This is a genomic window from Methylocystis bryophila (assembly GCF_027925445.1).
In the GTDB taxonomy this organism is placed as follows: domain Bacteria; phylum Pseudomonadota; class Alphaproteobacteria; order Rhizobiales; family Beijerinckiaceae; genus Methylocystis; species Methylocystis bryophila.
Window position 1 is genome coordinate 1,254,179 of sequence record NZ_AP027149.1, and the last position, 24,264, is coordinate 1,278,442.

The 24,264-nt window shown below is 63.7% G+C and carries 27 protein-coding genes; 2 read left to right on the top strand and 25 right to left on the bottom strand.

The features are described from left to right. Nucleotides 1-3: 3 nt before the first annotated feature. The 21 genes from hypB to QMG80_RS05970 all read right to left on the bottom strand — a co-directional run bounded on the left by hypB (nt 4) and on the right by QMG80_RS05970 (nt 19,081). A complete protein-coding gene (gene hypB / locus QMG80_RS05870) occupies nt 4-969 on the bottom strand; it encodes a hydrogenase nickel incorporation protein HypB (RefSeq protein ID WP_085771974.1) in 966 nt (321 codons plus the stop codon). After that, a complete protein-coding gene (gene hypA / locus QMG80_RS05875) occupies nt 969-1,310 on the bottom strand; it encodes a hydrogenase maturation nickel metallochaperone HypA (RefSeq protein WP_085771975.1) in 342 nt (113 codons plus the stop codon). The genes hypB and hypA overlap by 1 nt, the downstream gene beginning before the upstream one ends. Further along, the gene (locus QMG80_RS05880; protein ID WP_085771976.1) at nt 1,303-2,421 is read right to left on the bottom strand and encodes a nickel-dependent hydrogenase large subunit; all 1,119 of its coding nucleotides are present in this window, start codon (nt 2,419-2,421) and stop codon (nt 1,303-1,305) included. Before QMG80_RS05880 ends, hypA begins: the two co-directional genes overlap by 8 nt. Next, nucleotides 2,418-2,897 carry a [NiFe]-hydrogenase assembly chaperone HybE gene (gene hybE / locus QMG80_RS05885; protein ID WP_085771977.1) on the bottom strand — a complete coding sequence of 160 codons (480 nt, stop codon included), beginning with the start codon at nt 2,895-2,897 and terminating at the stop codon, nt 2,418-2,420. Before hybE ends, QMG80_RS05880 begins: the two co-directional genes overlap by 4 nt. After that, nucleotides 2,894-3,085 carry a rubredoxin gene (locus QMG80_RS05890; protein ID WP_085771978.1) on the bottom strand — a complete coding sequence of 64 codons (192 nt, stop codon included), beginning with the start codon at nt 3,083-3,085 and terminating at the stop codon, nt 2,894-2,896. Before QMG80_RS05890 ends, hybE begins: the two co-directional genes overlap by 4 nt. Beyond that, a complete protein-coding gene (locus QMG80_RS05895; RefSeq protein ID WP_085771979.1) occupies nt 3,082-3,936 on the bottom strand; it encodes a hydrogenase expression/formation protein in 855 nt (284 codons plus the stop codon). The genes QMG80_RS05890 and QMG80_RS05895 overlap by 4 nt, the downstream gene beginning before the upstream one ends. After that, nucleotides 3,933-4,382 (bottom strand): thioredoxin domain-containing protein, encoded by a 450-nt coding sequence (locus tag QMG80_RS05900; protein ID WP_085771980.1) that lies wholly within the window; start codon nt 4,380-4,382, stop codon nt 3,933-3,935. Before QMG80_RS05900 ends, QMG80_RS05895 begins: the two co-directional genes overlap by 4 nt. Before the next feature lie 260 nt (nt 4,383-4,642). Then, nucleotides 4,643-6,721: a PA5441 family protein gene (locus tag QMG80_RS05905; protein ID WP_483428762.1), complete on the bottom strand. Its 2,079-nt coding sequence runs from the start codon at nt 6,719-6,721 to the stop codon at nt 4,643-4,645. Between the two features lie 129 nt (nt 6,722-6,850). After that, nucleotides 6,851-7,153: a HypC/HybG/HupF family hydrogenase formation chaperone gene (gene hypC, locus QMG80_RS05910; RefSeq protein WP_085773701.1), complete on the bottom strand. Its 303-nt coding sequence runs from the start codon at nt 7,151-7,153 to the stop codon at nt 6,851-6,853. A gap of 68 nt (nt 7,154-7,221) precedes the next feature. Beyond that, the gene (locus tag QMG80_RS05915) at nt 7,222-7,428 is read right to left on the bottom strand and encodes a hypothetical protein (protein ID WP_085771982.1); all 207 of its coding nucleotides are present in this window, start codon (nt 7,426-7,428) and stop codon (nt 7,222-7,224) included. 8 nt (nt 7,429-7,436) lie between these two features. Further along, nucleotides 7,437-8,012, bottom strand: a complete 576-nt coding sequence (locus QMG80_RS05920; RefSeq protein WP_085771983.1) for a HyaD/HybD family hydrogenase maturation endopeptidase — start codon at nt 8,010-8,012, stop codon at nt 7,437-7,439. 4 nt (nt 8,013-8,016) lie between these two features. Beyond that, the gene (gene cybH / locus QMG80_RS05925) at nt 8,017-8,739 is read right to left on the bottom strand and encodes a Ni/Fe-hydrogenase, b-type cytochrome subunit (protein WP_085771984.1); all 723 of its coding nucleotides are present in this window, start codon (nt 8,737-8,739) and stop codon (nt 8,017-8,019) included. A gap of 137 nt (nt 8,740-8,876) precedes the next feature. Then, complete coding sequence (locus QMG80_RS05930) at nt 8,877-10,667, bottom strand: nickel-dependent hydrogenase large subunit (protein ID WP_085771985.1); 1,791 nt, start codon at nt 10,665-10,667, stop codon at nt 8,877-8,879. Between the two features lie 27 nt (nt 10,668-10,694). Then, nucleotides 10,695-11,765, bottom strand: a complete 1,071-nt coding sequence (locus tag QMG80_RS05935; protein ID WP_085771986.1) for a hydrogenase small subunit — start codon at nt 11,763-11,765, stop codon at nt 10,695-10,697. A gap of 173 nt (nt 11,766-11,938) precedes the next feature. Next, nucleotides 11,939-13,390 carry a nickel-dependent hydrogenase large subunit gene (locus QMG80_RS05940; RefSeq protein WP_085771987.1) on the bottom strand — a complete coding sequence of 484 codons (1,452 nt, stop codon included), beginning with the start codon at nt 13,388-13,390 and terminating at the stop codon, nt 11,939-11,941. After that, nucleotides 13,387-14,397 carry an NADH-quinone oxidoreductase subunit B family protein gene (locus tag QMG80_RS05945; protein ID WP_085773702.1) on the bottom strand — a complete coding sequence of 337 codons (1,011 nt, stop codon included), beginning with the start codon at nt 14,395-14,397 and terminating at the stop codon, nt 13,387-13,389. The genes QMG80_RS05940 and QMG80_RS05945 overlap by 4 nt, the downstream gene beginning before the upstream one ends. 64 nt (nt 14,398-14,461) lie before the next feature. Next, nucleotides 14,462-15,124: a hypothetical protein gene (locus QMG80_RS05950; RefSeq protein ID WP_085771988.1), complete on the bottom strand. Its 663-nt coding sequence runs from the start codon at nt 15,122-15,124 to the stop codon at nt 14,462-14,464. Nucleotides 15,125-15,539: 415 nt separating this feature from the next. Next, the gene (locus QMG80_RS05955; RefSeq protein WP_085771989.1) at nt 15,540-16,796 is read right to left on the bottom strand and encodes a class I SAM-dependent RNA methyltransferase; all 1,257 of its coding nucleotides are present in this window, start codon (nt 16,794-16,796) and stop codon (nt 15,540-15,542) included. Further along, complete coding sequence (locus QMG80_RS05960) at nt 16,793-17,515, bottom strand: TlyA family RNA methyltransferase (RefSeq protein WP_085771990.1); 723 nt, start codon at nt 17,513-17,515, stop codon at nt 16,793-16,795. The genes QMG80_RS05955 and QMG80_RS05960 overlap by 4 nt, the downstream gene beginning before the upstream one ends. A 1-nt stretch (nt 17,516) precedes the next feature. Then, nucleotides 17,517-18,293 (bottom strand): ABC transporter permease, encoded by a 777-nt coding sequence (locus QMG80_RS05965; protein WP_085773703.1) that lies wholly within the window; start codon nt 18,291-18,293, stop codon nt 17,517-17,519. A 29-nt stretch (nt 18,294-18,322) separates the two neighbouring features. After that, nucleotides 18,323-19,081 (bottom strand): ABC transporter ATP-binding protein, encoded by a 759-nt coding sequence (locus QMG80_RS05970; RefSeq protein ID WP_085771991.1) that lies wholly within the window; start codon nt 19,079-19,081, stop codon nt 18,323-18,325. Nucleotides 19,082-19,570: 489 nt separating this feature from the next. Here QMG80_RS05970 and QMG80_RS05975 point away from each other — a divergent pair, with 489 nt between their 5' ends. After that, complete coding sequence (locus QMG80_RS05975) at nt 19,571-20,134, top strand: hypothetical protein (protein WP_085771992.1); 564 nt, start codon at nt 19,571-19,573, stop codon at nt 20,132-20,134. A 434-nt stretch (nt 20,135-20,568) separates the two neighbouring features. Beyond that, nucleotides 20,569-21,234 (top strand): O-methyltransferase, encoded by a 666-nt coding sequence (locus tag QMG80_RS05980; protein WP_085771993.1) that lies wholly within the window; start codon nt 20,569-20,571, stop codon nt 21,232-21,234. Between the two features lie 7 nt (nt 21,235-21,241). On the opposite strand, the gene QMG80_RS05985 is transcribed toward QMG80_RS05980, so the two are convergent. The 4 genes from QMG80_RS05985 to QMG80_RS06000 form a co-directional block, all read right to left on the bottom strand. Then, the gene (locus QMG80_RS05985; RefSeq protein ID WP_085771994.1) at nt 21,242-21,652 is read right to left on the bottom strand and encodes a DUF1190 domain-containing protein; all 411 of its coding nucleotides are present in this window, start codon (nt 21,650-21,652) and stop codon (nt 21,242-21,244) included. Between the two features lie 196 nt (nt 21,653-21,848). Then, nucleotides 21,849-22,661 carry a bifunctional hydroxymethylpyrimidine kinase/phosphomethylpyrimidine kinase gene (gene thiD / locus QMG80_RS05990; protein WP_085771995.1) on the bottom strand — a complete coding sequence of 271 codons (813 nt, stop codon included), beginning with the start codon at nt 22,659-22,661 and terminating at the stop codon, nt 21,849-21,851. A 34-nt stretch (nt 22,662-22,695) separates the two neighbouring features. Next, a complete protein-coding gene (locus QMG80_RS05995) occupies nt 22,696-23,577 on the bottom strand; it encodes a tetratricopeptide repeat protein (protein ID WP_085771996.1) in 882 nt (293 codons plus the stop codon). A 2-nt stretch (nt 23,578-23,579) separates the two neighbouring features. After that, complete coding sequence (locus tag QMG80_RS06000) at nt 23,580-24,197, bottom strand: thiamine phosphate synthase (RefSeq protein ID WP_085771997.1); 618 nt, start codon at nt 24,195-24,197, stop codon at nt 23,580-23,582. Between the last annotated feature and the right edge of the window lie 67 nt (nt 24,198-24,264).

The following is a 24,264-nucleotide window of genomic DNA, read 5'->3' on the forward strand; positions in this document are numbered from 1 at the left end:
CGGCTACTCCGCGACTGCGGTGGAGGCGTTGGCGCGAGCCCATCGCGCCGCGCGCGCTTCGATCCAGGAATAAAACGCGGCGAGCCCCTCGCCGGTTTTCGCGGACACCACGAGCGCCTGGAGGTCCGGATTGATCTTCAGCGCATGCGCGATGCACTGACCGACGTCGAAATCGAGATGCGGCAGCAGGTCGGCCTTGTTGATCAGCATGAGATCGGAAGCGGCGAACATCTCCGGATATTTGAGCGGCTTATCTTCCCCCTCAGTCGCGGAGAGCACCACGATCTTATGCGCTTCGCCGAGGTCGAAGGCGGCGGGGCAGACAAGGTTGCCGACGTTCTCGATGAAGAGCAATCCGCCCGGCTCGAGCTTCAGGGCGTCGAGCCCATGCGCGACCATATGCGCGTCGAGATGGCAGCCTTTTCCCGTGTTGATCTGCACGGCGGGCGCACCGGCGGAGCGAATGCGGGCCGCGTCGTTCGAGGTCTGCTGGTCGCCTTCGATCACCGCGATCGGGAAGCGCGCGCCGAGATCGGCGATGGCCCGCACGAGCAGCGAGGTTTTGCCCGATCCCGGACTTGAGACGAAATTGAGCGCGAAGGTGCGGCTCCTGGCGAAGCGGGCGCGATTCATCGCGGCATTGTCGTTGTTCTTGCCGAGGATGTCGCGTTCGATGCGCAAGATGCGCTCCTGCGAAAGCCCCGCGACATGCACGCCCGCCGCGCCCGCGCCAAAATCGATCACGCCCGCGTCATTCGCCTGCGCGCTCTCGGGCGCGTGGTGGTGGTGATCGTGGCCATGGCCATGGTCATGCGGGTGGTGATGATCATGATGCGCGTGATCATGGGCGTGTGAATGACCATGAGCGTGGTCGTGATCATGAGTGTGGCCATGTTCGTGACCGTGATCATGATCATGTGTCTTGCCGCCTTCGACGCTCGAGGAGCCGCAGCCGCAAACCGTGCACATCACTCGACCTCCAGTTCCTTGAGGCGCAGATCGTCGCCTGCGGCAACCTGCACATGATAGCGCCCGCACTCCGGGCAGGCGCCGAAACGCTCGCTCATCTCTACGGTCTTGGCGCAGTCGAGGCACCAGCCTTCGCCGGGCGTGACGCAAATATCGAGCTCGGCGCCTTCGACGAGCGTTCCCTTGGCGACCGCGTCAAAGCAAAAGCGCATGGCTTCGCCGTCGACGCCGCCCAACGCCCCAAGCTCCAGCCGCACCACGCGAACGCGGGAGAAACCTCGGTTGCGGCTCTCGTTCTCGATGAGCTCGACGAGGCTTTCCGTCAGCGCCAGCTCATGCATGGCCGTGTTCCCTCACCTCGACGCGGAATGGCGCGCAGGGGTCGAAGAGACTCGCGAGCTGCACGATCCGCCGCTCCGCGCAACCGCGGCTCATACTAGCGCCGAGCAATGTTTCTATGAAGGGTCCGGTCGGATGGAAATTCCATTCGGTCGGCGCGACGATCTGATGATCCGCGATCCGACCGTCAACCGAGAGTCGAACCCAGTGACAGAGTCGACCCCGGGAGGTTTCCGCCGCGGCGAATCCTTCGCGCAGGGCAGGGGAGAAGGCATGGCAAGCCGCCGGAAAATCCCGTTCTGCCCCTTCGAGCTCGCTGAGGCATTCAGCGATGTCGATCATACGCGCCTGGAAGCGGGCGGCAAGCGCTCCTTTTGAGAAGTCGGTCTCCGCCCAGCGGCGCGCAAAGGCCCCGGTCTCCGGCGCGCGTCCCTCGAGGCTCGGCGCGACGGCGAAGCTCGCGCCTGCCGCGCGCGCGCGCTGCATGATCTCCAAGTCATCGGCGTCGCCGAGCGAATCCGGAGCCGTGATCGCGAGAGGCTCGCTGGCGGCAAATTCCTTTTCCAATTGACGGAACGCGAGGGGGTAAGCTGGTTCCGCGCCTTCGGCCGCCAAGCCGAGGGCGTGGCCGGAAGCGCGGATCCTGACGATCAGCAATCTCGCCGCTTCGGCCGCTCCTGGAGCCCGCGCGAAGGACTGGGCACAGAGATCGCGCAGGAGGGACAATAGCTCGCCAAGCGGGCGGACGAGCTCGAGGTCCGCGGATTTGGACTCCCTCTGAAGCGCTAGGATCATGTTCGAGCGCAGCGACGCGCCGAGCCTCTCGGCGGCGAGCGCGATCGCATCGCTCCGATTGCGCTGCGCAGGGACCGGCTCTCCGCGCGCGCTCGCGATGGCGCGCGCCGCGACGACTCGATGCGCGGCGCCGCAGAGCGCGAATATGCGTTCGGCGAGAAGCGGCGCCTCATCCGCGGGCCGGCCGACAAAGAGTCGCGAAAGATCGGTTCGGCGCGTGGAGGAGATGCGCGCTGCGCAGACGCGGCCATCGGCGACTTCGACTATGATCGTCAAGCCGTCCTGGCTTGCGTCGACGATCCCGCCGACCGCGTTCATGACGCCAAACCTTGTCGAATAGGGCGGCCCCTGAGAAAGGCGCGGCGGTCGAGAGCGGGGCGTTCCGTTGCCTTTGTCGCGTGAAGACCGGGGTCGAAGACGGCGTCAAGGGCCGCCTGCGCCGTAGCGCTGGCTGTTTCCTGATCGGGAAAATCGAAGAGCGGCGAGAACAGCGAGCAGCTTGCGAGCCGGCCGAAGCCCGCAAGCTCGGTGACCGTAAAGTCGATGGAGCCAGCGGGAAAGCGCAGACGGAAAGCGCCGAGCGGAAGACCGGGGTCGACGTCGGCGATCGGCGCGGCGACAAGGTTGAGGAACCAGGGCGTCAGCATGACTCCCACCGCATAGCCTTCGAAGTCGCGAAAGCCGATGGCGGTCACCTGCAAGGCGGCGTTGCAGATCGGCGCGTCGCGCATCGCCGTTGCTTCGATTTCGCGATACAGAGCGGTGAGCGCGTCTCCGATCGCTTCCGCATTCATGGCTCGGCCTTCATGAATTTCTCGCGCGGCGCGTCGCAATGGGGACAGCGCCAGTCCTCGGGAAGCTCGGCGAAGGGCGTTCCCGGCTCGATCTGCCAGACAGGGTCGCCTTCTGCCGGATCGTAGACGTGCCAGCAGACGCCGCATTCCATGCGCTGTGTCGGCTCGAGGTGAATGGCGTCGCTCATGTGAAATAGGCCTCGTGGATCTCGCGCAGGCGCTCAGCCGAGTCGCGAAAATCTTCCTCCGCAGCGCAGGCCGCTGCGGGAACGTCGCCGATCTCCAGCGTGTCGAGAATGATCGCGTCGGTGGCGTTGAAGAACTGCACCGACCAAACATTGCGGGCGCCCGTCGCGGTGACCTTGCACGCGCCATAGCCGCGCGAGAGCAGTTGCACGGAGCCCTCGCCCAGCGTCTGCTGGAGAAAGCCCATGTCCACTTCGTTCATCGGCAGGAGTGAGAAATTGATCACATGCGGAGCGCGGTCGAGGACGGGCTGGCTCATGCGCTCATTGATCTCGGCGAGCAGCGGCATCACATTCATCGCGCCCGGAGGCGACGCGCCAAAGGCGAGATGCTCGGCGCCAAGGCTCGCCGCGCGGCGCACGATCTCCGGTATGGCGGCGATCTCGAGATAATCGGCGGCGAGCCGCCGGGCGGCGTCGAAGAAGCGCACGCGCCACAGGCCGGCGACGGTCGCCTCCTGGATTTCGGCCGTGACGCTATCGGGCAGAGCGGCGGCGCCGCTGACCTCGCCTTGCCCGAGCACCTGGCCGATGAGTTCCAGATCGTCGCCGTCATAGTCCGTGATGTCGAAGAGCCGCCCCGGTTCGGAGACCTTCTGCACGGCCAGCGCTTCGGCGAGTTGCGGCAGGAGAGCCGCGGCGCGCGGGCAGGCTGCGACCGCCTCGGCTCCCGCGGCGGTGGCGAGGAAGGAAAGGCTATTGCGCCCTCTTGTATCCTCCGCGACGGGGCCGAGGGGAACGAGCGTCATATTTTCCTCGACGCCTTCCGGGGCTTCCCAGAACCCTGTCTTCATGGCGCGGTCTCCCTCGATGCGAAGGCAATCTGTGTGCGCGGCCCGGACTTGGCGACGAGGGCAGGCGCATCGGGGTGAAGCATGGCCTCGATACGCGCGACATAGTCGGCCCAGTCGTAGACTTTGGGGAGAACGCCGAGGATTTCCGCGTCCCGCAGAATCACGAGGCTCGGGAGCACGCGGACGCAGAAGCGCTCCTTCAACGCCGGCTCGGCGTCCGCTGCGACGAGCGCGCCGCGCAGCCGCCCCGCGAAGGCTTGGAGCAGTTGCGGCAGAATCACCGCGAGATCGCGCGTCTCGGGGCGCTCGCGCGGATCGCCAGCGAAGAACAGCGCGCTATGGGGCGGCGCGGCCGGCGTCGGGGCGAGAAACGCCTCGACATTGGCTTCATCAACCAGAGGCAGATGATGGCGCTCATGAAGCATTTGGCGCAGCGACGCCGGCATGGGGATGTTTCCTTTTTTCATGCAATCGGCAAAGGGCGTGCCAGTGGCGGGAGGCGCGAGTGGTAAGTACCGTGCTGAAATTTAATTGGGTTTCCACTTTGCTCCTCTGGGCGGTGAAAACGTCGCTTCCAGCTATGGAAGGCGCCATTACATTCGGGTTAAGAGCGGCGGGCAGCGGTCTAGCCTGACAAGATAGGCGTCTATGTCTTTGACCGTCTCCCGCGGGATCGGCGCGAGGAGGAACAGGAGTCCTGCCAATTTCACCAATAATACTTCAAGCCTTGCGCCCAAGAGGTCGCGCTGTATCTGGACTTCAGCATGTTGAACCAGGTCTTCCGCTGTGACAGTTCGACATCGGTTCCACCGCAGCGGTTGGCGCCGGTCGGCGCGTAGCAATTGATGGCGCGATAGAGCGCGTAGGCCCTCTCGCGATCGGGCGTTGAAGGGTCGGCGATCAGCCGCTTATACAATTCGCCTCTCGAGAAGGGCTCGCCCGGGAAAATTGACTCGCCGCCACCCAATTCGTCCGGCTTGGGCCGGAAGCTTTCAAATGCGTCTAGTTCGGCGGTGCGAACGAATTCACCCAGACACAACAACCCATGCGGGTCGCGGTTATTGGCGAGAAGCTCGCCAATAACCTCTTTCAAAGCCGGACACTGATAAGGCTCGCTGGCGCCGCGCCAGAGAAACGCTGCCGCTTGCCCGGCCTCGACATTTTTTATCAAGGCGAGGTCCCGCAAGAAGTTGGCGTATTGCCCGCGGGTAGCCTCTTTGAAAAGCAGGACGAAACGGGCGAGGTTTCTTTCGTCAGGTGTCGATTTGGGGTCGTCGACCGCCATGCGTAGCAGTATCGGCCCTGCCGTATGACTCAGCAGAATTTGGCGAATGCGGGATGAGGCGACGCGTGTCTCCGGCAGGAACACCTTGTTCAGCGTTCCTGCGCGCTCCCAGCTCAAAGCGAGGCCGAGTTCGACGGCCTCGCTCTGCCAAGGCTGCGCGAGATTGGGAAGAAGTGCTCTCCAATGGGCTATCGCCGCTTGATACTGTCCAGAGGCCAGAAACGCCTGGCCGCGCAGCATCTCGCGGCTGAAGTCCAGATAGGACGGACCAGACTGCGGTGGGCCGAGCAGCCGCAAAGCTACGTCAGGTTCGCCGTCTACATAATAGGCGCGCGCTGCCTTCAAGAAGGCGAACAATTCCTCGTGGCCAGCAAAGTCGGGCGCTTGCGCTTCGATATCAGCGGCTGAGAATTTAGGTCTGGAGGAGCCACGAAGCCTCATCAAATCCTGAACGGCGAGCAAAATGGGTTCGTGGCTTTGGTCTTTCGCGGCGCGCAGATATTTCGAGTCGATCTCCTCCACGAGATCGTCAACGTCCATCGAAGCGGTCAAATGCGCAATTTGCCATCCGTACTCGGCGGAGAGCCTCGCCTCGTCCGCCCCGAGCCAATAAATGCGACGCAATAAACCGCGCGCGGAGATGGCGTAACGCCCAGCGGGATAGGCGGTGAGATAGGCTTTGATCTCGGTTTCGGAGGCGCCGAGCGAGGCCTTGTCGCTCGCTCGCGGTTCCCCCGTCTGGTCGAAACTATCGAACGCCCCGATCTGCGCCTTGTTCAAAAGCGTGCGCCCGATCATGTAGCGGGCTGTCTCCTGGACCCAAGCGTTTTCGGACTTCGCGAGCAGCCTGAAACGAATTTTGGCCTCGTCAAAAGCGCCTTCGTAGAACGCCTTGGCGCCTTGCAAATAGGTATTGAAATCCTTCGCGGCGAGAGAGGCCAGATTGGCGTGACTCTCTGAGGAATGGGAGACGCCGCCGCTGCACGCGGGAACCGTTTGGTTGCGGGTCTCCGTCAACTCGGCACGCTCGGCGGCGGAAAGGCTTGGGTCCGCCTGGACCGCCGCTAGGAAAGCTTGCTTGCCGCTTTCGAAGGAAATACAGCGACTCCCCTCTCCGTCTGCAAGCGATGTCGCTTTGCGAGCCTCTTCATCGCCGCTGCGGTTCACTGACGAACCGGCGTCGCGTACGAAAGCCGTGTCAAGATCCCACCTCCAAAACATCATAGTGGAAGCGGATTTCTCGTCCTCGGAGGAGACCAGCTTCGCGTTTCGCAACAAGCGAGGGTACGCGTCGACTATAAGGAATTGAAGATTGGTGCGGCTGTCGTTTCCCGGGCTGAGAAAGGGCAGAGCGCTGTCGCCGGTAAAGGCTCTGTGGTCGAGAGACCATCGGTAACAAGGCTCCGGGCCGTCCGAAGATGCGAGGGCTACGCCAGCCCATGCCAAAAGTGCGATAAGGGCGACGCCAGCACAAAGGTGCGCATGCTGAGCCGGGGTCAATTCGGCCTCATGTCAAAGGGCTAACCTTAGAATGGAAAGCATGAAAGTCGCTGCAGAGCAACCGTTAGATGCTGCTGTCGCGCGGGGAAACGAGCTTCACCAGGCGCCTCAACGTGTCCAGTCGTTGGATCAGGGCGCGTCTTGGCGGAGGAAGTCCGGAAGCTCCGGCTCGCGATCGACCAGGTCCGCGAACAGATGATCGATGTTCTCGCCGCGCAGCGCGGCTTCGAGGGCCGTAAGCGCATCGTCGATCTGCCGCGCTTCGAGATCGTCTAGCACGCGCACCGCCGCGCCGAGGTGAGCGAGTATTTTCGTTCCGGCGGGCTGCGGCCCGACGAGCAGCATGGAGATGCGCTGGCGCTCCCCGTGGCGCTCGCAGAGCGCCTCCGAGCCGAGGTCCTCAATCACCTCCATAGGAAAGCCGATGCACATGCCGTTTAATCCCGAATCCATCCCCTCTCCCCGCGAGCGGGGAGAGGGAGTAGGCCCTTGCGCTCTCGTCAGCGTTGCGGCTGAAGCGCGAGCAGGGCTGCGGACCCCAGCGCGATGGCGATGCCGACGCCAATGAAGAGCAGATGATCGGGATTGCTCGCGACGTGCAGCAGGCTCCAGGCCGCATCGCCATGATGCGGGCCGGCGTGCGCGAAGGCCGTCGCTGGCGCAAGCGAGGCGATGGCGATGAGCGGGAGCGTCTTCAAACTGCGCATGTCGTCTCCTATCCGGTCAAGAGCCCCAAGTTTCGCCTCTCATAGGCGCGATCATCGAGATCGTTGGAGAGCAGCGGCGCCGCCGCGCCTGTGCGCTCCCGACAGCTCACGCCCCACTCCTCGAGAACGGCGCGGGCCGCTTCGCAGGCGGGCGCGAGCATCGCGCGCACGGGCGGCGTCAGCGGACCGCCCCAGGCCTCCAAGTCCTGCGGCTGCACGCCGATCAATGCGAGATGCTTCGGATAGCGGCCCAAGAGATCGGCGGCGCTTAGCACCTCCTGGAAACCCGTCTGATGCAGGCTCATCTTCTTCGCGCCGGTGAAGCGGGGCACCGCCTCGTCGCGAATGACGCGCAGCTCTCCGGGAGCGAGCCCGTAGTCGATGGCGTCAAAGACGAGGAGCTGATCGCAGGCTTCCACGAATTGGACGAGATAAAGCCCCTGCGTGCCGCCATCGAGTAGGGTGACGTCCTCACCCATCTCGAAGCGCGCGTGAAACGCTTCGAGCGCGCGCACGCCAAAACCCTCGTCGGCCCAGAGAATATTGCCGATGCCGAGAACGAGCGTTTTGGGCGCGCCGGTCATGGCCTTAATCGTCGCTGTCGCGGAAGACGCGCTCGCCTGAGATCATCGAGGAGATCAGGCTCTGGCGCGACATGATGTCCTCACGCACCGCGGTGTAAATGTGAACGATCACGAAGATCACGACGGCCCACATGCCGAGGTGGTGCCAAGTGTGAATATCCTGGCTGTTCGGCCAGATCGAGAAGACCCAGCCGAAGAGCTTATACTCCCAGCTGTCGCGCCCCGTGCCCTCGGAATAGAGGGCGAAGCCCGTCACGACCATGAAGGTCAGGAGCAGCATGAAGAAGAACATCACCAAATGCGCAAGCGGATTGTGGCCGATGTATTTTTGCGGCCGGCTCACGAGGAAAAAATACCAACGCATCTCATAGAGCACGCCCCACCACCACTTGCGGTCCGTGAGCGGCAGCGTGAAGATCTGCCGGGCGTAAGGGTTTCCGGCGACGGCCCAATAGAGACGGCCGATGAGCCCGATCGCCAGCACAAAGCCGGCCGCGAAATGCGCGAAGCGGATGTAGCCCATGACAAAATTGGCGCTCGCTTCGCCGGGCGTCGACCAGAGGGGCGTCGCAATGAAGAAGCCGGTGACGGCGAGAACGACGATCGCCAGCGCATTGGTCCAGTGCCACAGCCGCACCGGCGCTTCATAGACATAGAAGGTCTGAAGATTCTCGGCCTTCTCGCCATGGCTGTCCAAGATTCCGGATGCCTGCGCCGTGTCGGTCATGAAGGCTGCTCCCTATGTGGCTCGTCAGAGCGAGTTCCGCAAAAGTTGGTAGACTTTTGCAATCGGAACTCGCTTCAGCACTTTCATCTCGCGCGATCTCTCGTCGCTCGAACCATTCCGTTCGAGCGGAAGGCGCGCTAGCGCACTTTCACGCGACTCATCTCCTGTCCGTCCTCGCTCATCACATGCGTCGAGCAAGCGAGGCAGGGGTCGAAGGAGTGGATCGTGCGCAGGATTTCGAGCGGCTTCGCCGGATCGGCGAGCGGCGTGTCCATGAGCGACGCCTCGAAAGCGCCGATATTGCCCTTGGGGTCACGCGGACTGCCGTTCCAGGTCGTCGGCACGACGCATTGGTAATTGTCGATCTTGCCGTCCTTGATCTTGATCCAATGCGCGAGCGCGCCCCGCGGGGCCTCGGTGAAGCCATAGCCCTTCGCTTCCTTCGGCCAGCTTTCGGGCTTCCACTTCTCGACATTGGCGGTCGACGAATCGCCAGCCTTGATCGTCGCGATCAGCTTGTCCTGGAAATGCCGGAGCTTCCAGGCCGCCCACTGGCACTCGAGCGCGCGCGCCGCGGTGCGTCCCAGCGTCGAGAACAGCGCGGAGACCGGAAGATCGAGATGCTTGAGCAGTTTCTCAGTCGGCTCTTTGAATTCCGGCTTACCTTGCGCATAGCCGATCACGAAGCGCGCGAGCGGGCCGACCTCGACGGCGTTGCCGCGCCAGCGCGGCGACTTGATCCAGGAATATTTGCCGCCCTCGTCGAGCTGCTCGATATTTGTCGGCGTTCCCTTGGCGTTGGGGCCGAGCTTGTAGTTCGGCTCGGTCACGCCATCCCAAGGATGAAGGCCGCGAGTCTCGTCGGGATATTTATACCAGGAATGCGTCACGAATTCCTGGATCTGCTCGGGATCGCCGTGATCGATCGGAAGGACCTCCTTGAGGTTTCCGTTGAGGATCACACCGCGCGGCAGCAGCAGGCTCTTCTCGGAATGATCATTCGCATATTCCGGGATGTCGCCGTAGCTCATGACGCTCTTGCCGGAGAGGCCGCCGCCATAGAGCCAGTCCTTGTAGAAGGAGCCGATCGCGGCGATGTCCGGCAGATAGACCTTGTCGACGAATTCGATCGTGCGATCGATGATCGAGCTGACCTCGTTCAGTCGCTCTATATTGATTGCGCCGACCGCGCCCGTCCCATCGACATTGATGGCGCAAGGCACGCCGCCGACGAGCCAATTGGGATGCGGGTTCTTGCCGCCGTAGATCGTGTGGATCTTGACGATGTCCTTCTGGAAGTCGAGCGCCTCGAGATAATGTGCGACCGCCATCAGATTGGCTTCCGGCGGCAGCTTGTAGGCGGCATGACCCCAATAGGCGTTCTTGAACGGCCCGAGCTGCCCCGACTCGACGAATTTCTTCAGCCGAATCTGCAGATCCTTGAAGTAGCCGGGCGAGGACAGGGGCCAATCCGAAATCGACTGGGCGAGCGCCGAGGTCGCCTTGGGGTCGGCGGAGAGCGCCGAGACGACGTCCACCCAGTCGAGCGCGTGCAGGTGATAGAAATGCACGAGGTGATCATGCACCTGCAGCGTGAGCTGCATGATGTTACGGATCGAGTTGGCGTTCTCGGGGATCGTGATTCCGACCGCGTTCTCGACCGCGCGAACCGAGGTCAGCGCATGGGTGCCGGTGCAGACGCCGCATATCCGCTCGGTGAAGGCCCAGGCGTCGCGGGGATCGCGGTTGCGCAAGATCACCTCGATGCCCCGCCACATCGTGCCTGTCGAGACGGCGTTGCGGATGACATTATCCTTGTCGACATTGACCTCGACCCGCAGATGACCCTCGATGCGGGTCAGCGGGTCGACGACGATGCGCTCCCCCGAGTTGTCGAGATTGAAGCCGTTCGGCGTCTGAATGGCCATGATTGCGCTTCCTGCTGCGAGCGATTTTTACGAGGACTTGCCGGTGAGGCGCTTGATGGCGGTGACGCCCGCATGGGCGGCGACCGCGCCGCCGACCAGGCCGACCGCGGCGAGGCCGATCTCATCGGCGTTGTGCTCGACGCCGAACGGCTTGATGTTGGAGAGCCGCTCGTAGAACGGCCCCTTGTCCCAAAAGCCGTCTTCGGAACAGCCGATGCAGCCGTGGCCCGACTGAATGGGGAAGGACACGCCGCCGTTCCAGCGCACGGTCGAGCAGGCGTTGTAGGTCGTCGGACCCTTGCAGCCCATCTTGTAGAGGCAATAACCCTTGCGGGCGTTCTCGTCGTCCCATTGCTCGACGAACTGTCCGGCGTCGAAATGCGGGCGGCGATAGCATTTGTCGTGGATGCGCTGCGAGTAGAACATCTTCGGCCGCCCTTGGCGGTCGAGCTCCGGCAAGCGTCCGAAGGTCGTGACGAAGGTCACGACGCCGGTCATGACCTCGGCGATCGGCGGACAGCCCGGCACTTTGATGATCGGCTTGTCCAAAATGACCTTGTCGATCGGGGTCGCCTGCGTCGGATTGGGTTTCGCCGCCTGCACGCAGCCCCAGGAGGCGCAAGCGCCCCAGGCGATGATCGCCATGGCGTCCTGCGCCATCCATTTCAGTTTCTCGACAAAGGGCTTGCCGCCGTCGATGCAGAACATGCCGCCTTCGTTGAGCGGCGGATTACCCTCGACCGCGAGGATGTATTTGCCCTTATATTTTTCCTTCGTCTCGACGAGGATCTCCTCGGCTTGATGGCCCGCCGCCGCCATGATCGTGTCGTCGTAATCGAGCGAGATCATCGAGAGCACGACGTCCTTGACGAGCGGATGCGCCGATCGGATGAAGCTCTCGGAGCAGCAGGTGCATTCGAGTCCATGCATCCAAATCACGGGGGTGCGCGGATTGGTCTCGAGCGCCTTGGCCATCGTGGCCGCCGCGGTCGATCCCATTCCCATGCTCGCTGCGGTGAGCGAGCAGAACTTCGTGAAGCTGCGCCGCGTGACGCCTTGGCGGCGGATCACATCGTAAAAGGTCTCGATGGCGGCCATTGTCCTCCCCGCAGCATTGTTTTGCATGGCGGTAAACCGCTCTTTGGCGGCGGCGACAAAGAGGGCGCAAGAACCGGACCAGCGGGAGAGCTCCCTGGACTCAAGCAATTAGTGTGGGAGAGCTCGCTGCGAGATGAAAATTTGCTTACCAGCGAAGAAAAGCAAACGACCAATCAATGCGCGGTGCAGACCATACAGGGATCGAAGGAGCGCACGATGTGCTGCACTGCAACACTGGCGGCGCCGTCATTGCCGACCTCCAAGCCCTGCAATGCGAATTCGAGCGGTCCTGGCCGCCCGGCGGCGCAGCGCGGGGAGAAATTCCATGTCGTGGGCGCGATGATCTGGTAGGTCGTATAGCGATCGTCGCGAAGGCTCGCCCAATGGGTCAGCGTTCCGCGCGCCGCCTCCACACAACCCACAACCGCGCCGTCGCGCGCCGTCGCGTCGTCGGCGCAGAATTTCTCCTTGGGCTCAATCCGTTGAACCCAGGCCTCCATCGCTTGCGTCAGCAAAGCGATCTCGAGCAGGCGCGCGACCACGCGCGCAAAGACGTTCGAGGCGCCGTCGCGCGCGATCATGCGCAGAATTAGAGGATGGCCCGCGATGGCCTGCCGCGGGAGCGCGCCGACTTCCACGGGCTCGCCGGAAAGTCGCGGGGCCTTGGCGAAGCTATAGGCGCCGTCGCGATTAACGGCGGGAATGGTTTGCGCCTTGGCGGGATCGGGGTCGCTGTCGCGCATATAGCTATGCGAGACGTCCTCGCGCACGCCGGCGAGATCGAAGCCGCGGAGCGCCCCCGTGCGCGCGTCGAGCACGCCTGCGGGAAAATAATGGCCTTCCGGTCCGCGATAGGCTCCGCCCGACATCATGAGCCCGGGGCCGAAGCCCATCGCCTCGAGCGACAGCGCGCGCGCGATTTTGACGAAGGCGGCAAAATCTCCTTCGCGTCCCGCGCCTTCTACGAAAGCGTCGAGATCGGCCAGCGACTCGAGCGCCGTCACAGCTTCGAGGGGCGCGCCGAAGAGACTTCGCTCTAGGAAGGCGCGAAATCGCGCGATGATCCCGAGCAGCTTGATCTTCGCGCTCAGATCCGGCGCATGCGTGACGCCGCCCGCGCGAAAGGCGAGGCTGTGCGGCCATTTTCCGGCGATGACGCCCATGACCTCGAGAAGGCCGGCGCGCGCCGGCAGAACCTCGCGCAAGCATGCGCCCTTTGTGGCTTTGAAGCGGGCCTCGATCGTCTCGAACCAGGGCCTCCCGGCGTAGCCTGCGCGCGCGAAGTCCGGCATGAAGAACACATAGAAATGCGTCAGGTGATCGGCGATGTTTTCCGCGGCGTGCGCGATATTCGTCAGCAGGAGCCCGTTTGGCGCGGGCCTCGCGCCTTGCGCCGCGCGCAGCATCGCGGCGACGGCGAGCGATTGCGAGACCGAGCAGATGCCGCAAATGCGCGGCGCGATCGCGAGCGCGTCCTCGCTCGGGCGGCCGAGCAGAATTTGCTCGAAGCCGCGATAGAGATTGGCCGCGACGCGCGCCTCGCGCACGACGCCGTCGACGACGTCGAGCGCCAGCTCGAGATCGCCTTCCACGCGATTGAAAGGCCCGATGACGATGCGGGTCATGTTTTCTTATCGGCGCCGGGCTCGGGTGCGCGCTCGATGCGATCGGACCGCGCGTTCTCGCTGACGCGTTGGGGCGTCGCCGATTTCGACAACGCCGCCAGCGCGACGAACCAGGCCTTAGGCATGTCGAGCGGCAGGCCGACAGGAATGCCGGCGATCTTCGGCGTGCGCATGAAGCCCACGGCGGCCTCGAACCCCGGCGACGTGCAGGCGATGCAGGTCGAGCCGGCGCGCGTGCATGAGCCGGAGCCGTTCCAGGATCGTTGATTGCAGTCGCCGACGGCTTGCGTGGCCTTGCAGCCCAGATGCTCCATCAGACAGCCACGCTCGAAAACATGCTCGGCGCTCGCCTTGAATTCATAGAATTCGTTGCGGCTGCAGCCATGATGCGCGAGATGGTCCGCGAAGAGCTTCGGCCGTCCGAAGCTGTCCAGATCCTCGCGACCAAGGAGGCCAAGCGACAGCGCCTCCAGCGTCTCCATGATCCAGCCCGGATGGGGCGCGCAGCCGGCTATGTTCACGACTGGGAGGCCCGCGCGAGAGCGATAATCGCGCCCGAGCGCGCCACCCATTTCACGCGCTTTATATTGCAGCCCGCGCGCGTCGGTCGGATCGGGCGCCCCGGCCGGCACGCCCCCGAAGGCTGCGCAACTGCCCACCGCGACGCAGTAGTTCGCGAGCGGCGCGAGGCTCGCTATCCAGTCGAGCAGGCTGCGCCCGCTGCCCGACAATTTGTTGAAGAGCCCCGTTCCGTCCGGGCCGCAGAGCACTGAGCCCTCGACGACGAGCGCGTCGAGACGCAGCGCTCCGCTCTCGACGGAACTGAGGATCGCGAGCGCCTCTTGCCCGCTCGCCTCGCTGACGCTCGGATGCCACAGCAGCTCGACGCCGAAGGCGGCGAGCTCCTCGAACCAGCCAGCCGCGCCGCTCTCCAGCGCCGACATGGTGCAGCCGCCGCAGCTTCCGGCCTGCAGCCAAAGCACATGGAAGGGCTCGGCGCGTTTCATCGCGCCATTCAAGCGGATGTCCGCGGATCGCGCAAGAAGCGCTGCGCCGCCGATGGCGCGAAAATCAATGTTCGTTCGGGTCGGACGCCACGACCGCTTGGTCAACGCGACCGACATTCCTCGTCTTTAGGGTGCGTTCGATCTCGGCCAGGACCGCGCGCGTTCCGAAGTTCAAATCGCGGACTTCGGCCAGCGTCCGAAAATCGGAGATGGTGTGAGGGCAAACCCAATTGCCCTCGAAGATGCGCACGCCCTCGTCCGTGACGATGACGTCGCCATATCGCAGGGTCGGATCCCGCACCAAAGCCTCCTTGTAGTCAACGATCTTCGCCGCCGGGTCCTCCTCGCCACAAAATCGGGCTCGCTTAGGCTTCACGCTTCCGGGGGCAGAAGCGACCGCAGTGGGCGTTGGCGTTGAAACCGTCCATGCAGCCTGGGCGTAACCCGTCCAGGGAGCCGCGACATGGGCCGCCCAGGGACCCTGGCTGCGCACTGCGGGGACGGCATGTCGCTCGGAGAGATTTGCCCGGACAAGCTTTGCGCGCGCCGAGGCGTGGCGCGCGCCGGCGCGCCGAGCATGCTCGCTTCGCGCCCCCCGGGGGGACCCCCAGCCGCCGCCTCTCGTCCCGCGAGCGACGGGCGCGGGGTCTGCGCCGAAAAGATCCTCGAAGAAGCCGGCCTGCGCAGAACCAGCGAAGACGGCCGACAGCGCCAGGAGAGTGAGCATCCCGACCGTCCGACGCGAGCTTCTACTTGGGAAAAATGCATGGGTTTGATCTGGAGTTCTACCGACAAACGGAGCCAGAATCTGGCCGCAAAGCTGAAGACTCGAAAACATCCCGCCCCCCGGAGTCATGCCAAACCTAAGCCCGAGACTCGATTGCGAATTTGGCGCTTGGGGCCATGCTCGCCCGGTTCTTGCACCGGGCGCGACGCCCCTGAGGAAAGTACGTAGAACTTTTAGATTGCAACTCAATGGCGTTAGTGCCGCGAACAGGGCGGGGGGCGCTTTCCATGGCCTCTGACAGGGTTTTTTTTGCTCTTGTGACCGCGGTGGGCTTTGTCGCGCTGAAGCCTGTGGCGCGCGTGCGCCGCGCCGGGGAAAGCTCGGGCAGTACAGAAAAACCGGAGAAGCGTGATGCTCAGCGCGATAGGAGCGGCGCCTTCCGTTTCTTTGACGCGGCGCGCCTGAAGACGGCGACGAGCTCGATATGCGCGGCATAGCGGAACTGGTCGATCGGCGTCACTTGCTCCAGAGCGAAACCGCCATCAATCATAGCCTTCGCGTCGCGCGCAAAGCTTTGGGCGTTGCAGGAAATAGCGACCGAGAGCGGAACCTTGGAACGCGCGAGCTCCGCCGCCTGCGCGGCCGCGCCGGCGCGCGGCGGATCGAAAATGACGGCGTCGAAGCCTTCGAGCTCTTCGGCGCGAAGAGGATTTTCGAAAAGATTGCGCCGGAACGCCGCGACCGGCTTTGCTCCGCTCACGCTTCTCGCGGCCTCCTCCAAGGCCGCGAGCGCTTCGGCGCTTTCGTCGAAGGCGTCGACCCGCGCGACCTCGGCGAGACGCAGCGCAAAGGCCCCGGAGCCGCAAAAGAGATCGGCGACGCGCTTGGCCTTGCCGATTGACTGCAACGCCAGCCGCGCCATCTCCTCCTCGCCCCGCGCTGTCGCTTGCAGAAAGCCGCCGGTGGGCGGCGATAGCCTCGCGCTTCCGACGCCGAGCGTCGGCCGGCGCCGCAACGCAAGAACGCGGCTGTGATTTGAGAGCCGCGCGATGTCCAACCGCTCCGCCAACTCGACGAGCGCGCGCGCTTCGCTCTCGGAGAGCGCCCCGGAGCCCCGCAGATCGACATCGAGTCCTTCCGGAGCCGAGGTCACGGCGATGTCGAGAGGCTTGCCCGAGCTCTTGAGCGCGCGGGCCAGCGCGCGCGCGGCGTCGAGCGCCGGCGCGAGGCCGCTATCCAAGAGCGGACAGGCGTCGATCTCGACGAGCTTATGCGCTCGCGTCTCCATGAAGCCGACGGCGCCATCGCGCGCGTGGAAGACAACGCGGCGGCGCCCGGCGCCATGGGCGTCGAGGAGGGGCGCGACGTCAGTGGAGATTCCGGCGTTGGCGAGCGCCGTCACGACGAGGCCGCGCTTCCAGGCCGTATAGGCCGAAGGGGCGAGCGTCTGCACGGCGCAGCCGCCACAGACGCCGTAATGCTTGCAGATCGGCGCGATGCGGTCGCTGGAAGCCGTGAGGACTTCGACGAGACGTCCACGCTCGCCGTCGACCTCCGCCAGCACGCGCTCGCCCGCGAGCGCGAAGGGCACGAAGACCGTTCTTCCGGAATGCTTCGCAATCCCTTCGCCGCGTTGGCCGAGGCGTTCGATCTCCAGAATCGCGCGGGTCATGGGCGTTGGCCGCAAATCAAGAATTCGCGGTTTCCCTCGCCGCCCATGATCGGCGACGGCGCGATCCCGACCACGCGCCAGCCGAGCGCGACGATGGTCTCGGCAATTTTCTTGCAGGCGGCTTCATGCGCGGCGGCGTCGCGCACGACGCCTTTTTTGCCCGCGCCCCGGCCCGATTCGAATTGCGGCTTGATCAGCGCGACGAGCGTCGCCTCTTTTGCGGCGAGCGAAAGCGGGCGCTCCAGCAGAAGCGTCAGCGAAATGAAGCTTGCGTCACAGACGACGAGGCTTGGCGGCTCGACGAGATGCGCGGGGGCGAGGTCGCGCGCGTCAAGCTTCTCGTAAGATCTCACGCGCGGATCTTCCGCGATGCGTGGGTGCAGTTGTCCGGAGCCGACGTCGACCGCGACGACGTGGCGCGCGCCGCGTTGGAGGAGAGCGTCGGTGAAGCCGCCCGTCGAGGCGCCGAGATCGAGGCAATAGCGGTCTTTTGCGTCGACGCTGAAATGATCGAGCGCGAAATCGAGCTTGACGCCGCCGCGCGAGACGAAAGGATGCGGGCTCTCCGCGATAATCTCGGCTTCCCGAGCGATCTCCTGCGACGGCTTCGCGATCGCGATCCCGTCGGCGGTCACGAGTCCCGCTTCGATGGCCGCGCGGGCCTTGGCGCGGCTTTCGAAGAAACCGCGCTCGGCGAGCAGTGAGTCGGCGCGCGGCACCTCATTCTCCCGATTGAAGAAGGGAGCCGACCTCGCGCGCCTTGGCGAGGAGATGGGAGAAGGCCAGCAAGGCCATTACGAAATAGAAGGCGTCGAGCGCCAGAGCCGTGATCATGAGATCGGAGCGAAACACATGATCAATGAGCAGCGCGCGCAGACCCTCAAAGACGTAAGTGGGCGGGAGGGCGTAAGCGATGGGTTGCAGCCAGACCGGCAGCGTCGAGACCGGAAAATAGACGCAGCCGAAAGGCTGAACGACGAACATCAAGGACCAGGCGAGGCTCTCGGCGCCGAGCCCATAACGCATCAGCATGCCGCTGACGATGATCCCGATGCTCCAGGCAAAGAGCGCGAGCGCGATGAAAAAAGTGCCGACGGCCGCGCCGAGCGACCAGAGATTGAAACCGAACAGCGCGATCGCCAAAAAGATCACCGGCACGACGCCGATGGCGAGGCGGATCACGCTCATCGCCATCAGCGCGACGATGAACTCGCTCATCCGCAAAGGGCTCATCATGAGATTGGCCAGGTTGCGCGACCAGATTTCCTCCAGGAAGGAGAAGGAAAATCCCTGCTGCGTGCGCAGCAATATGTCCCATAGCAGCACGGCGCCGATGAGCGTCCCGGCGACACGCGCCGGCCCGCTTTGCGCGACGCCCGCAGAGGCGAAATAAGTCTGGAGGAATCCCCAGGTCAGCAGTTGTATGGCCGGCCAATAGGCCGTCTCCAGCGCACGCAGCCAGGAGGAGCGAAGCACATAGACGTAGCGCAGCATCATCGCGCCGACGCGGCCGAGGGAAAAGACGCTCACGCCGCTTCTCCGTTGACTCGCCCGCGCGCCACGTCGAGAAACACCTCCTCGAGCGTCCTTCGGCCGTAGCGCGCGAGCAGCGCCGCGGGCTTGCCGTCGTCGACGAGCACGCCTTTGCGCAGCATCAGCACGCGATCGCAGAGCCGCTCGACCTCGCCCATATTGTGCGAGGCGAGGAGAATCGTGCAGTCATGCTTCTCGCGCTGCGTTTCAAGGCGCGCGCGCACCCAGTCGGCCGTGTCGGGATCGAGCGACGCCGTAGGCTCGTCGAGAAGCAAGAGCTCTGGATCGTTGATGAGCGCCTTGGCGAGAGCGACCCGCGTCTTTTGCCCGGCGGATAGGCGCCCGTTGGGGCGGTCCAGAAAATCCTCGAGCGCGAAATCTTTCGCGAGCCGCGCAATCTTTTCCTTGGCGTCGGCGACGCCATAGAGCATCGCGAAGACGCGCAAGTTCTCGCGTACGGAAAGCCGGTGGGGCAGATCGACATAAGGGCTTTCGAAATTCATGCGGCCGAGCACGCTTTCGCGATTCGTCGCCATGTCCGCGCCAAGCGCGTGGATCGAGCCGGACGAGGGCTGGATCAGCCCCATGACCATGCCGATCGTCGTCGTCTTGCCGGCGCCGTTGCCGCCGAGGAGCGCGGTGACCGCGCCTTTCTCGAGTTCGAAATCGAGCGGGCCCACGACGAGCTTCCCGCCGTAGGACTTACAAAGGCCGCGGAGGCTGAGTGCCGCGACGGGAGGGGAAAATGACATAGCGCGGCTTTTAGCCCCGCTAAGCGGGGCCGGGCAAGCGTGGGTGATCGAGACATTCTCGCGTTGCGGTAACAAACTTGATCGGAGTCGTTGCGTCCGCCGGCCAATCTTATTCGCGATATAGCTGCCCGCTCTCCGATCGCAGCCTTTTCGACGCGTTTGGATGCAGCCGCGGGAGCGATAAGGCCCGCGGCGGCGAGAAAGCCGATCGTGTTGAAACTGAAACACAATGCGGCAAAACCGGAAAATGCGGGTCGGCGATCGTCGCGGGATCAATCTTGGGCTGGAGAGCGCGCATAATGGACGCCAAGAGATTAAAAAAAATGGATATACATGTTGCAAAAAGGCTAAGCTCATGATATTCGCAAAACGATTGAACTAAGTCGCTTGCCGATGGTGATCGGGGCGAGGAAAGCTGTATGGCGCCAGCATAGCGCTCACGCTATACGGGAATCTATTAGTTCGTAGACATTTAACGGATGTATAAAAATGAAAGCAATATTTTCGTACATTGAAGAAAAGCGCAAAGAATACGAATGTCATCCGTTCTTTACCCAGCTTTTGGCCAATCCAGACCTTCCTGGAGAAAAGCGTCTGGCCTGGGCCCCAATTACTATACCTTTTATCATGGGTTACGCTGATTTGAACTGTCTCTTCCGTAGAAATGAGATCGCAGATCCTGCCGATCCCCTCCAGGCGATCTTGAATTCCCATACTTACGAGGAGGACTTTCATTGGCAGTGGTTTCTAAATGATCTGAATAGGCACCATGCAAACCCGACGCTCCCCCTTGCAGACGCTGTGCGAATCCTGTGGAGCGACGATTTCAAGCATTCAAGGACCTTGAGCCTAGAATTGTGCGCATTGGCGCTACGATCGCCGAGCTACGTTCTTTTTGTAATGATGGAGGTTATGGAGGCGACATCGATGACAGTGTTCAAGAATTGTGTTGGCATTAAATTACAAAATGGCGATGAATGCGAATTTTTTGGTACGAAGCATTACCTTGCAGAAGCGTCACATGCAATCTACTCGTTAGACGAAACAAAATAAAAATGTCTAGTCATCAACGATGAGCAACGGCCGATTGCGCGAGAGATGGTCGATCGAGTTTTTTCGTTATTTAGCGACTGGATGGATTCGCTCCTTCACTACTCATTGGAAATTGATGAACACTCGAAGGCCTACGAGCGAATAATTTCTCAGAGCAAAGCGATGGCGCCCTTAATGGACCGCTGCCAAACTCCTGGCTCCGATGGAACAGCCCCGTGAATCTCTGAATGCGGGGCGACCAGGAGAGACCATCCATTGCATGCGTCGCCTTGTCCTCGCCCGGATGCGCCTCGCAGTAGTCGAATACTTCGTGCTCACCGCATCCTCCGCCGCGAATTGGACAAGCCTTCGGCCGCACCGTTTGCTGCAGGGCGTCGCGCGCCATTTATCATGGCGAAGGTCATGTCCAACCAAGGATTGAGGACGCACAGCCGATGCAACAGGACAAATGGAGCGCCTGCGACGCTTATATCGCGAATCATCTGATTGGCGCCGGCGAGGCGCAAGCCGGGACCCTTGTCGCCAATGCGGCGGCCGGCTTGCCGCAGATCGACGTCTCGGCGCCGCAGGGCAAGATGCTTTACCTGCTCGCCCGCTCCCTACAACCCAAGCGCATTTTGGAAATCGGGACCCTCGGCGGCTATTCGACGGTTTGGCTCGCGCGGGCGCTTGCGCCGGACGGTCGCCTGGTGAGTCTCGAGATCGACCGGCGCCATGCGGAGATCGCGGCCGACAATGTGGCTCGCGAGGGCTTGGGCGCTTGCGTCGATATCCGCTTAGGTCCGGCGCTCGAGCTCTTGCCCGGGCTGGAGGCCGAGGGCTTCCACCCCATCGATTTCGCTTTCATCGACGCCGACAAGGAGAACAACGCCGAATATTTCCGCTACGCTGTAAAGCTCGTGCGCAGCGGCGGCTTCATCATCGTCGACAATGTGATTCGCGACGGCGCCGTGATTGATCCGCATAATATCCATCCCGCGATCACGGGCACGCGCGCGCTCTACGAGGCGGTCGCCGGGGAGCCGCGAGTCTCGGCGACGGTCATCCAGACCGTCGGTTCCAAGGGCTGGGACGGTTTCCTGCTCGCCTGCGTGAATTGAGACAGGGCTATTTGATCGGCACTTCGTGCGTCTTCTTGCGGTTCTGACGGTCCGACTCATACTCCAAATAATGGAGATCTGTCGGCTCGGCGGCGGCGCTCGCCCCCTGCTGCAGGCAGAAGGAGGGGATGGGGTGATAGACGCCGTCGTCCGCCTTGAAGCAGTCGGTGAACTGCGTCTCGCATTTGACCGAATTGTCGAGCCCTGGCGCGGCGCGCTTGGCGATGGCGCGCGCCTTGCCGACGACGGCCTCGCAGGTGGATGCGTCGAAGCCCCAGGATTTGCACTCGCTGATCGTCGACATGATCTGCCCCTTGCCGCCGCAGGCCGGCGCTCGTCTCGTCATGACGAAGGCCGTGAGCGCCGCCGCCACAAGCGCCGCGGCGATGATGAAGCCTCTCGAGGGCGTGACGATCATTGAGCTTCCCCTTTGCATTTTCTTTTGTTGCGCGGACCATAGCGCGCTTTCCGCTGAAACGGAATCGTTCAAAAGTCCAGAGACGATCAGATCACGCTGCGTTCAGGCGGAATCGCTTGAACGCAGCGTGATCGATTCTATAAGTTTAGAGCGCGATTTGCGCGAAAAAGCGGTTTCCACTTTTTCGCATCGCGCTCTAGGGCTTGCCAGACCACAAATGATCCGGCGGTCCGGCGCCGGCGCCGAGGCGCATCTTCGCGCCGGCGGCGAGCGCTCGCGTGAGCCAGCTTTTCGCGCCTTCGATCGCGGCCTCCAAGTTGAGCCCCTGCGCCAGGAGGCAGGCGATGGCCGAGGAAAGCGCGCAACCCGTCCCATGCGTGTTCGGCGTTTCGACTCGCTCGCCATGAAAGACCCGGGTCACGCCTTCGGCGTAAAGCACGTCGATCGGCGCGCCGTCGAGATGACCGCCTTTGATAAGCGCCGCCTTTGCGCCGGCTTCGACCAGGGCGCGCGCTTGCGCCCCCATGTCGTCTGCGTTCTGCGCGCGCGGCGTTCCCGTAAGGATGGCCGCCTCTGCGAGATTGGGCGTGATGAGGCGCGCGAGCGGCGCCAGATGCGTGAGGATCGCCTTCGGCAATCCCGCGTCGCTCAAATCCGCGCCGCGAGTCGCCCGCAGCACCGGATCGAGCACGATGCTTTGCGCGCCCGCGCGTTTCAGTGAGGCGGCGACGGTTCTGGCCGTGGAAGCGCGCGCCAGCATGCCGATCTTGACGGCGTCGACGGCGATATCGTCGAAAATCGCGTCGATCTGAGCGGAAACAAGCGCGGCTGTTGCGGGCGCGACCTTCGAGACGCCCCTGGTGTTCTGCACGGTCAGCGCGGTGATCGCCGCCATGCCGTAGGCGCCGAAAGCCGCAAAGGTCTTCAGATCCCCCTGAACGCCGGCGCCGCCCGATGGGTCCGAGCCTGCGATGGAGAGCAGTATCGGGCGAAGCGCGGCGGCGCTCATCCCCGGCGTCGGCGCTTCGAACTGCGCGCCGCGCTCATTTCGCCTTCTGCCCCTGGCTGGCGTCGTTCAGCATCTTGTCGAGCCGTTCGTCCTTCAGTCCCGCTTGCACGGCTCGGTCGCGCCATTGCTTCGCCTTGGCGATGTCTTTATCGACGCCGCGCCCCTGCGCGAGGAGATAGGCGAGGCGGTTCTGCGCCACGACATTGCCCATCGTCGCCGCCTTTTGGAACATTTTCGCAGCGCCGGCCTCGTCGCGTTCGACCCCGACGCCGTTGAACTTCAGGATCGCCAATTCGACCATGGCGCCGAGATGATCGTTTGCAGCCGCAAGCTCGAACCAATGGGCGGCTTCGCCGCCGTCTTTGGCGACGCCCTTGCCGTGCAGGTAGAGCTCGCCCAAGGCGTAGCGCGCGTCGGTGTCGCCGAGCTCGGCGGCGCGCTTGAAGTTGTTCGCGGCCCTCTCGAGATCGGCGAAGGCGCCGTTGTTCTCGAGCGCGAGCTCGCCCAGGAGGTTGAGCGCCGCCGCGTTGTTCTTCTCAGCCGCCTTCTCGAGATAGTTTTGCGCAGTCTTGCGGTCGCGCGTCGCAGGCGCATTGGCGAGAAGGGCCGCCGCGTAAAGATAGGCGCCCTGGGCGTCGCCGAGATCGGCCGCGCGGCGGAACCAGGCCTGCGCTTCCTTCGCGTCGCGCCCCACGCCCGCGCCCTCCGCATACATGCGGCCGATCAGCAGTAGCGCCGCCGCGTCCGAGGGATTGGCGGAGAGGCGCCCCTTGGCCTCGCGCATCGCCCGCGCAAAATCGCCGGCCTCATAGGCCTGGAAGGCGGCGTCTCCCGCTGCGGCGGGCGCGGGCGGTTGCGCGCGCGCCACGGAGAAGAGCGAGAAAAACAGGATGGCGACGAGGGCTGTTGCGCGCATGATCAGGCTTCCTCCCGCGCGAGGGCGTCGAGGACGTCCTGAATTGCCGCGCCCGGGCCGCGGGGATCGCTCCAGACACTATCGCCGAGCATGATGAAATCCGCGCCTGCATGCGCGAAACGCGTCGCCTCCGCCGGGTTCGAAGCGAAAGCCACGCAGGGCGTCGTGAAAATTTCGGCCCACCAGCGCAGATGGTCCTCGATGGTGTCTTCCGGCAGGGGCGCGCTCCAATCTCCGAAGACGACGTAGTCGGCGCCGAGCTCGCCCGCGACCATCGCGTCGTGGCGCGTGGCGAGTCCTCCTGCGCCGACGATGTGGCGGGGGGACAGCCGCTCGACGGCGGCCTTTAGAGCGGGGCCGCTTCCCGCGATCTGGGCGCCGTCGACGTTTGCCCGCAGGGCGAGATCCGTAGAGCCGTCGATCACCAGCGCCACACCCAGCGGCTCTGTCCTGAGCGCAATCTTGCGGACGAGGCGTATCGCGTTCTCCTCGTCATCGATTGACGAGCGAAGAAGCAGGCTCGCGGGCCTCACAGCGTGGAGCGCCTCGTCGAGCGCGGGCAGGAAGCTCTCAGCCTCATGGAGGAGAGGCGTGGCGAGATAGAGCTGCGGGTTTGTCATGGCTCGCGGGTTTAAGGGACGGCGGCCTGGGCGTCGACCAGCCCAGCGCTGGGTCCATAGCGCAAAA

Bases quoted from the DNA above. Each gene is read 5' to 3' on its own strand.
- hypB (WP_085771974.1), bottom strand. From the start codon at position 969: ATGTGCACGGTTTGCGGCTGCGGCTCCTCGAGCGTCGAAGGCGGCAAG.
- hypA (WP_085771975.1), bottom strand. From the start codon at position 1,310: ATGCATGAGCTGGCGCTGACGGAAAGCCTCGTCGAGCTCATCGAGAAC.
- QMG80_RS05880 (WP_085771976.1), bottom strand. From the start codon at position 2,421: ATGAACGCGGTCGGCGGGATCGTCGACGCAAGCCAGGACGGCTTGACG.
- hybE (WP_085771977.1), bottom strand. From the start codon at position 2,897: ATGAATGCGGAAGCGATCGGAGACGCGCTCACCGCTCTGTATCGCGAA.
- QMG80_RS05890 (WP_085771978.1), bottom strand. From the start codon at position 3,085: ATGAGCGACGCCATTCACCTCGAGCCGACACAGCGCATGGAATGCGGC.
- QMG80_RS05895 (WP_085771979.1), bottom strand. From the start codon at position 3,936: ATGAAGACAGGGTTCTGGGAAGCCCCGGAAGGCGTCGAGGAAAATATG.
- QMG80_RS05900 (WP_085771980.1), bottom strand. From the start codon at position 4,382: ATGCCGGCGTCGCTGCGCCAAATGCTTCATGAGCGCCATCATCTGCCT.
- hypC (WP_085773701.1), bottom strand. From the start codon at position 7,153: ATGTGCATCGGCTTTCCTATGGAGGTGATTGAGGACCTCGGCTCGGAG.
- QMG80_RS05915 (WP_085771982.1), bottom strand. From the start codon at position 7,428: ATGCGCAGTTTGAAGACGCTCCCGCTCATCGCCATCGCCTCGCTTGCG.
- QMG80_RS05920 (WP_085771983.1), bottom strand. From the start codon at position 8,012: ATGACCGGCGCGCCCAAAACGCTCGTTCTCGGCATCGGCAATATTCTC.
- cybH (WP_085771984.1), bottom strand. From the start codon at position 8,739: ATGACCGACACGGCGCAGGCATCCGGAATCTTGGACAGCCATGGCGAG.
- QMG80_RS05930 (WP_085771985.1), bottom strand. From the start codon at position 10,667: ATGGCCATTCAGACGCCGAACGGCTTCAATCTCGACAACTCGGGGGAG.
- QMG80_RS05935 (WP_085771986.1), bottom strand. From the start codon at position 11,765: ATGGCCGCCATCGAGACCTTTTACGATGTGATCCGCCGCCAAGGCGTC.
- QMG80_RS05940 (WP_085771987.1), bottom strand. From the start codon at position 13,390: ATGACCCGCATCGTCATCGGGCCTTTCAATCGCGTGGAAGGCGATCTC.
- QMG80_RS05945 (WP_085773702.1), bottom strand. From the start codon at position 14,397: ATGAAACGCGCCGAGCCCTTCCATGTGCTTTGGCTGCAGGCCGGAAGC.
- QMG80_RS05950 (WP_085771988.1), bottom strand. From the start codon at position 15,124: ATGCTCACTCTCCTGGCGCTGTCGGCCGTCTTCGCTGGTTCTGCGCAG.
- QMG80_RS05955 (WP_085771989.1), bottom strand. From the start codon at position 16,796: ATGACCCGCGCGATTCTGGAGATCGAACGCCTCGGCCAACGCGGCGAA.
- QMG80_RS05965 (WP_085773703.1), bottom strand. From the start codon at position 18,293: ATGATGCTGCGCTACGTCTATGTGCTTCGCTCCTCCTGGCTGCGTGCG.
- QMG80_RS05970 (WP_085771991.1), bottom strand. From the start codon at position 19,081: ATGTCATTTTCCCCTCCCGTCGCGGCACTCAGCCTCCGCGGCCTTTGT.
- QMG80_RS05975 (WP_085771992.1), top strand. From the start codon at position 19,571: ATGAAAGCAATATTTTCGTACATTGAAGAAAAGCGCAAAGAATACGAA.
- QMG80_RS05980 (WP_085771993.1), top strand. From the start codon at position 20,569: ATGCAACAGGACAAATGGAGCGCCTGCGACGCTTATATCGCGAATCAT.
- QMG80_RS05985 (WP_085771994.1), bottom strand. From the start codon at position 21,652: ATGATCGTCACGCCCTCGAGAGGCTTCATCATCGCCGCGGCGCTTGTG.
- thiD (WP_085771995.1), bottom strand. From the start codon at position 22,661: ATGAGCGCCGCCGCGCTTCGCCCGATACTGCTCTCCATCGCAGGCTCG.
- QMG80_RS05995 (WP_085771996.1), bottom strand. From the start codon at position 23,577: ATGCGCGCAACAGCCCTCGTCGCCATCCTGTTTTTCTCGCTCTTCTCC.
- QMG80_RS06000 (WP_085771997.1), bottom strand. From the start codon at position 24,197: ATGACAAACCCGCAGCTCTATCTCGCCACGCCTCTCCTCCATGAGGCT.